Source organism: Novosphingobium sp., assembly GCF_030699305.1.
In the GTDB taxonomy this organism is placed as follows: Bacteria; Pseudomonadota; Alphaproteobacteria; order Sphingomonadales; family Sphingomonadaceae; genus Novosphingobium.
Genome location: NZ_JAUYNB010000034.1, coordinates 126609 through 132900 on the forward strand (window position 1 = coordinate 126609; position 6292 = coordinate 132900).

A 6292-nucleotide genomic window follows, 5' to 3' on the forward strand; every position below is an offset into this window, starting at 1 on the left:
TGTCAGTCGGCGTGGGGCACATCGTGGAATGCCGCGACAGCGCGCGAAACCGATTGCATCATTTCCATGCGCGGCTTGTAGCCCTGGGTCGTTTCCGCGATCATCACGGCCACGCCGTAAAACGAACCGTCCGGTGCCTGCAGAAACCCGACGTCGTTGTAGCCGGTGGTGACCGGGCGCAGATCCTGCCCGGTGCCGGTCTTGTGATAGACCTTCCAGCCAGCTGGAACGCCAGCCTTCAGCCGCATCGGGCCGCTTTTGGTGCGGGCCAGAATATCGACCATCACCGTGGTTGCATCGGCCGAAAGCAGTTGCCCGCTGGCCAGCCGGGCCATCGTTCTGGCAATCGCGGCGGGGCTGGCGCCGTCGAGCGGATTGGCGACATAGCGGTCCAGCGCGGCTTTCCGCAGGTCTTTTGGCAGGCGCGCGCGGGCCTGTTCGAAATTGCGGCCCAGCGCCATGTCCTGCGACCAGGTCAGCCCGGCGACCTCACTTTGCAGCAAGCGCTCCCCGGGGCCAAAGCGGATTTCGGCGATGCCCTTGTCGCGCAGCACCTTGCGCACCACTTGCGGCCCACCCACGGTCCACAGCAGGCGGTCGTTCGCGGTGTTGTCTGAATGGGCGAGCGCGGATGACATCAGCCCGTGGACGGTGCGCATCGCGCTGCCGTTTTCCAGCACTTCCCCGCGCAGCGGCTGATTAAACAGGGTCAGGTCGGACGGCTGGATCAGCACGTTGCGATTGAGGTCAAGCTGCCCGCGTTCGACTGCGTCGAGCACGGCCAGCGACACCCACAGCTTGGATACGCTCTGCTGGGGGAACAGCTCATGCGCCCGCGCGCCGACTTCCCAGTTGCATCCGGCCTTGACCACTGCGATCCCGACCTTGCCGTCAAAGCTGCGCGCGATGGCATCGATCTGGCGTTGCAGCGGGGCGGGCGCGGCGCGGCAATCGGCCTGGAATTCCGGCACGGCGGCGCGGGCCGGGATCACGCCTGATGCGGCGAGGGTTTGTCCCAGCTTGCTGTCCGACTGGTTGAACAGGGCCGACAGGCCCAGCGCGCCCAGCCCCAGTCCGGCCAGCAGGCCCAGCCGGGTCCACCGATGGCCACGCGTGCGGCCGCTTAACGCGGCGCTGAGTGGCACGGGCCGATCACGGTGCAGGCGGGTGGTCATAACGTGCCATCAGCCTAGGCCGCTTAAGGCAGTGCCGCAACCGTAGCCTGTAGTTTCTTGCAGGTAAGCCCGGCGTCAGGCGTAGGCCATCCGCTCCAGCGCGCCAAAGCAATCGAGCGCGCCGGGATCGCCAAACGGGGACAACTGGCTGACGAACACGCCGCCCACGCCCTTCACCGGGTCGACCCAGTAATAGCAATTGAAGATCCCCGCCCAGGCCATGCTGCCGGGGCTGCGGCCGTTGGGGCCGGGCTCCGGATTGATCAGAAAGCCCAGGCCCCAGCCGGTGTGCTGATCGGGGAAGGTATCATACGGCGCGGACAGCTCGGGCATGGCGGATCCCATGTAGCCCGCGCGCAGCGGCGCGACATGATCGCGGCCCATGTCGGCTACCGTTTCGGCGCGCAGCACGCGCTGGCCATCCAGTTCCCCGCCGTTCAGCAGCATCCGCACGAACCGGGCATAATCCGGCGCGGTCGACGTGCCGCCGCCACCGCCGCCATCGAACTCACCCCCGCCAAGATAGAGCGGGATCGGGCTAAGCGCGCCGTCCGGCGTGCGCACGTGAACTTTGGCCGCATCGGCGGGCAGCGCAGGGCGGAACGCAGTGGCGTGCATTCCCAGTGGCCCCAGCACGTTGGCGATCAGGTAATCGTTCAGCCGCTGACCGGTCACAGCCTCGATCGCCTGACCAACCCAGTCGGTCGAGACGCCGTATTCCCAGCGTTCACCCGGATCGAACATCAGCGGCATCCGGATCGTGTCGAGCGTCCCCGCGCTCGGCATCCCGCGCGCGGCATAGACTTGCAGCACTTCGGGGTGGATGAACGAATAGCCGAAGCCGGAGGTATGGGTCAGCAGGTGGCGCAGCGTCAGCGGGCGTTTGGCGGGGCGCAGCAGTGGCTGGCCGTCGTCGCCGAACCCTTCGAGCACTTGCGGATTGGCGAGTTCGGGCAGCACCGCGCCGATATCGCCGTCAAGGCTGAGCTTGCCCTGTTCGACCAGCTGCATCGCCCCGACCGAAACCAGCGCCTTGGTCATCGAGGCGATCTGCGCCAGCGTATCCACGGCCATCGGCGCGCCGCTGGCCGTATCGGCCACCCCCAGTGCCCGCGCATAGCGCACCCCGTCACGGTCCACGATCATGCCCACGGCCCCCGGAATATTCGCGGCGGCAAAGGCGGCTTCAAACTGGCTGTCATCGATCATGCGATGCAGGCTAGCGAGCGATTGGGCCAAGGGGAAGCGGGATTGATGCGCGCGGCGCGGGCGCGTAGGGGATGCGCCATGACTGTCATCACCCGTTTCGCGCCCTCGCCCACCGGGCACCTGCATGTCGGCAACATCCGCACCGCGCTGCACAACTGGCTGCTGGCCAAACAGGCGGGCGGGCGGTTCATGCTGCGGATCGACGACACCGATGCAGAGCGCAGCCGCGAGGAATACGTGGACGGCATCCGCGCCGATCTGGCGTGGCTGGGGCTGGTGCCGGACGGGGAAGAGCGCCAGTCCGCCCGGTTCGCGATCTATGAGGCGCAGTTCCAGCGGCTGGTCGCGGCGGGGCGGGTCTATCGCTGTTATGAAACCGCCCAGGAACTGGACCTGAAGCGCAAGGTGCTGCTGGGGCGCGGCTTGCCGCCGATCTATGACCGCGCGGCGCTGAAGCTGACCGAGGACGAGCATGCGGCCAAGGCCGCAGCGGGCGAGGCGCCGCACTGGCGCTTCCTGCTGGACCATGCCGAGCCGATTGCATGGGACGACGGCATTCGCGGCCCCCAGTCATTCGACGCCCGGTCGATGTCCGATCCGGTGGTGCGCCGCGCTGACGGATCGTGGCTCTATATGCTGCCGTCCGCCATCGACGATGTCGACATGGGCGTGACCGACGTGCTGCGCGGCGAGGACCACGTGTCGAACACCGCCGCGCAAGTGCAGATGTTCACCGCACTGGGCGCGCCGCCGCCGCGCTTTGCGCATGAGGCGCTGCTGACGGGGAGCGAGGGCAAGCTGTCCAAGCGGCTCGGGTCGCTGGGCGTGGCGCAATTGCGCGAAACCGGGATCGAACCGGAAGCGCTGATCGCGCTGCTGGCGCGGTTGGGGACGTCCGATCCGGTCGATCCGGCGCTTGATGCCGAAGCGCTGGCGGCGAGTTTCAATCTGGCCCACTTCGGCCGCGCGCCCGCCCGGTTTGACGAGGCCGAACTGCACCGCGTCAACGCCGGGGTGGTCCACCGCCTGCCGTTCGCACGGGTGACGCACTTGCTTCCCGCCGGGATGGGCGAGGCCGCGTGGGACGCGATCCGCCCGAACCTGGACCATATCGGTGAAGCGGCTGAATGGTGGCAGGTGGTCACTGGCCCGATCACGCCGCCTGCACTGGACGCGGAGGACCGCGCGTTTCTGGCCACTGCGGCGGAAACGCTGGCGGCGCTGGAATGGGGCGGTGAAATCTGGCGCGGCCTGACCGCTGCGCTCAAGGACGCCACGGCCCGCAAGGGCAAGGCGCTGTTCCTGCCGCTGCGACTGGCGCTGACGGCCAGGGAACACGGGCCGGATATGGCCGCGCTGCTGCCGCTGATCGGGCGGGACGCGGCGTTGGAGCGGCTGCGCAGCGCTAGCTGACGCTGCGCACCCAGTTGACGATCGCCTGCGCGGACATGGCGCCCGATTGCCGCGCCGCTTCCTGCCCGCCGGAAAACAGGATCAGCGTGGGGATCGAGCGGATCTGGTAGCGCTGGGCAATCTCCGGCACCGCTTCGGTGTCCACTTTCAGCAGCCGGGCGTGGGGTTCCAGCTCGCGTGCGGCCGCTGCGAAGGCCGGGGCCATCGCGCGGCACGGGCCGCACCATTCGGCCCAGAAATCGACCAGCACCGGCAGCGTGCCCTTGCCGATCTGGCGATCAAACATCGCCGCGTTCACGGCCAGCGGCTGCGCGGTGAACAGCGCAGCCTTGCACTTGCCGCAGGTCGGTGCGGCGGTCAGCCGGGTGACGGGCACGCGGTTGGGCGCGCCGCAGGCGGGGCAGACGACAAGGGCGGGATCATTGGACGCTGGCATGGGCCGTTCCTGATTGATGGTGCGGGAACCAACACGTGGGCCCTGCGTTGACTCGGATCAAGGACGTCCCGCACATTTAATTAGAAAAGCCTGATATTATCCAAACACAAGGAACAAGGCGATGAACCGTTTGATGTGGGTGCTGCATGCGATGGTCGCGACCACGCTGATGGGCGCCGGGGTGACGGCGGTGCTGGCAGCGAACCTGCCGGGCTGGCAGCCGATCGCGATTGCGGCAGCCATCGGGTTCGTCGCGGCCTTGCCGGTGTCGTGGCTGATCGCGCGCAGGATTGAAGCGCTGACTGCTCCGAAAGGCTGACCCGATGCACAAGAACTGGCCCGCGATGGCGGACGAACTGACCGCCGCGATCAAGGAAGTGCGGCTCGGCGCTCCGGAAGTGACCAAGGCATTTTCCGCGATGGCGCAGGCCGCAACCGCAGGCGGGGCGCTGGATACCAAGACCAAGGAACTGATCGCACTGGCGATTTCGGTGGCGATCCGCTGCGATGGCTGTGTGGCGTTTCACGCGAAGGCCGCGTTCAAGCACGGTGCGACGCGCGAGGAAGTGATGGAGACGATGGGTATGGCGCTCTACATGGGGGCCGGTCCCAGCCTGATGTATGCAGCGCAGGCAGTTGAAGCTTACGATCAGTTTGCAGCGGCCGCATCGTAAAGAAATTTCGCGCGCCCGTGCGTCAAGGCGGTTTACATTGCGCCAGACCGCCGTTAGTGGCCCGCGTCATGTTCGCAGCTGCAACCAAGATTATTACCACCAAACCGGCCGCCTTGTGCGGGATGGTTGTTGTGGTGCGCTTGGCCTGAGGCACCCGGACAACCAGCCCCGCGCGAGTTCGCGGGGCTTCTTCCAGACGGGATAGAAACACCTCGCGCGGCTCCGCAACAACATGGAGTAGCAATGATGGTGCAACGTTTCGCCCCCGGGCAGCAGCTTAATGTCGGGATTGTCGGCGCGACCGGTCTGGTCGGCTCGATGATCCGTGAAATCCTGACTGAGCGGAATTTCCCGATCGCGCAGCTGCGGCTGTTCGCCTCGGTCCGGTCGGCGGGCAAGGAACTGGGCGGCGTGGTGGTGGAAAATGCCGAGACGGCGGACTTCGCAGGCCTCGATATCGTGCTGTTCTCGGCCGGCGGCTCCACCTCGCGCGAACTGGCGCCCAAGGCGGCGGCGGCAGGGGCCATCGTGATCGACAACAGCTCGGCCTGGCGCAGCGATCCAGACGTGCCGCTGGTGGTCGCCGAAGTGAACCCCGAAGCGCTGGACCACCTGCCCAAGGGGATCGTCGCCAACCCCAACTGCACCACGATGGCCGCAATGCCGGTGCTGAAGCCGCTGCACGTTGAAGCCGGGCTGAAGAAGCTGGTCGTCTCGACCTATCAGGCGGTATCGGGCGCAGGGGTCGCCGGGATCGAGATCCTGGCCCGCCAGTCCGCCCACGTGGGCGACCGCGCGGCGGAGCTGGCGCAGGGCGGCCACGACGGCGTGCTCCCGGCAGCTGAAAAGTGGGCGGTGCCGATGGCCTATAACGTCGTGCCGCTGAACTATGTGCTGGAAGAAGACGGCTACACCGAGGAAGAACTGAAGCTGCGCGACGAAAGCCGCAAGATCCTGAACATTCCGGGCCTGCCGGTGTCGGGCACGTGCGTGCGCGTGCCGGTGTTCACCGGGCATTCGCTGTCGATCAATGCAGAGTTCGAACGCCCGCTCAGCCCGCAGCGCGCGCTGGAACTGCTGGGCGCCGCGCCCGGCGTGGTGGTGTGCGAAGTGCCCAATCCGCTGGAAGCGACCGGGCAGGACCCGGTGTTCGTGGGCCGCGTGCGCCGCGATCCGACCGCCGAAAGCGGGCTGGCACTGTTCGTGGTGGGCGACAACTTGCGTAAAGGTGCCGCGCTGAACGCGGTGCAGATTGCCGAAGTGCTGCTGGGTTGATCCAGCGCGGGGTGGCGGAGCGATCCGCCACCCCCGGCCAATCCCCACCTATCCGTTCGTGTCGAGCGAAGTCGAGACACGTGGGCGCGACCGTGTCTCGACTTCGCTCG

The 6292-nt window shown here is 67.2% G+C and carries 7 protein-coding genes; 4 read left to right on the plus strand and 3 right to left on the minus strand.

Translation table 11 applies throughout. The features are described 5' to 3' along the window. Positions 1 to 2: 2 nt before the first annotated feature. The gene (locus Q8Q53_RS13895) at positions 3 to 1175 is read right to left on the minus strand and encodes a serine hydrolase (protein WP_305702379.1); all 1173 of its coding nucleotides are present in this window, start codon (positions 1173 to 1175) and stop codon (positions 3 to 5) included. Between the two features lie 75 nt (positions 1176 to 1250). Continuing rightward, entirely contained in the window at positions 1251 to 2384 is a 1134-nt protein-coding gene (locus Q8Q53_RS13900; protein ID WP_305702380.1) for a serine hydrolase, read from the minus strand. 78 nt (positions 2385 to 2462) lie between these two features. Between Q8Q53_RS13900 and gltX the strand changes: the two genes are divergently transcribed. After that, a complete protein-coding gene (gene gltX / locus Q8Q53_RS13905) occupies positions 2463 to 3797 on the plus strand; it encodes a glutamate--tRNA ligase (protein ID WP_305702381.1) in 1335 nt (444 codons plus the stop codon). On the opposite strand, the gene trxC is transcribed toward gltX, so the two are convergent. Beyond that, positions 3790 to 4233, minus strand: coding sequence for a thioredoxin TrxC (gene trxC, locus Q8Q53_RS13910; protein WP_305702382.1), 444 nt, complete (start codon positions 4231 to 4233; stop codon positions 3790 to 3792). The genes gltX and trxC overlap by 8 nt on opposite strands. A 121-nt stretch (positions 4234 to 4354) precedes the next feature. On the opposite strand from trxC, the gene Q8Q53_RS13915 reads away from it, so the two are divergent. The 3 genes from Q8Q53_RS13915 (at position 4355) to Q8Q53_RS13925 (ending at position 6182) form a co-directional block, all read left to right on the plus strand. Continuing rightward, on the plus strand, positions 4355 to 4552 hold the full coding sequence (locus tag Q8Q53_RS13915) for a hypothetical protein (RefSeq protein WP_305702383.1): 198 nt from the start codon (positions 4355 to 4357) through the stop codon (positions 4550 to 4552). A 4-nt stretch (positions 4553 to 4556) separates the two neighbouring features. Next, positions 4557 to 4907, plus strand: a complete 351-nt coding sequence (locus tag Q8Q53_RS13920) for a carboxymuconolactone decarboxylase family protein (RefSeq protein WP_305702384.1) — start codon at positions 4557 to 4559, stop codon at positions 4905 to 4907. Between the two features lie 246 nt (positions 4908 to 5153). Next, a complete protein-coding gene (locus tag Q8Q53_RS13925) occupies positions 5154 to 6182 on the plus strand; it encodes an aspartate-semialdehyde dehydrogenase (RefSeq protein ID WP_305702388.1) in 1029 nt (342 codons plus the stop codon). The last annotated feature ends 110 nt before the right edge of the window (positions 6183 to 6292 follow it).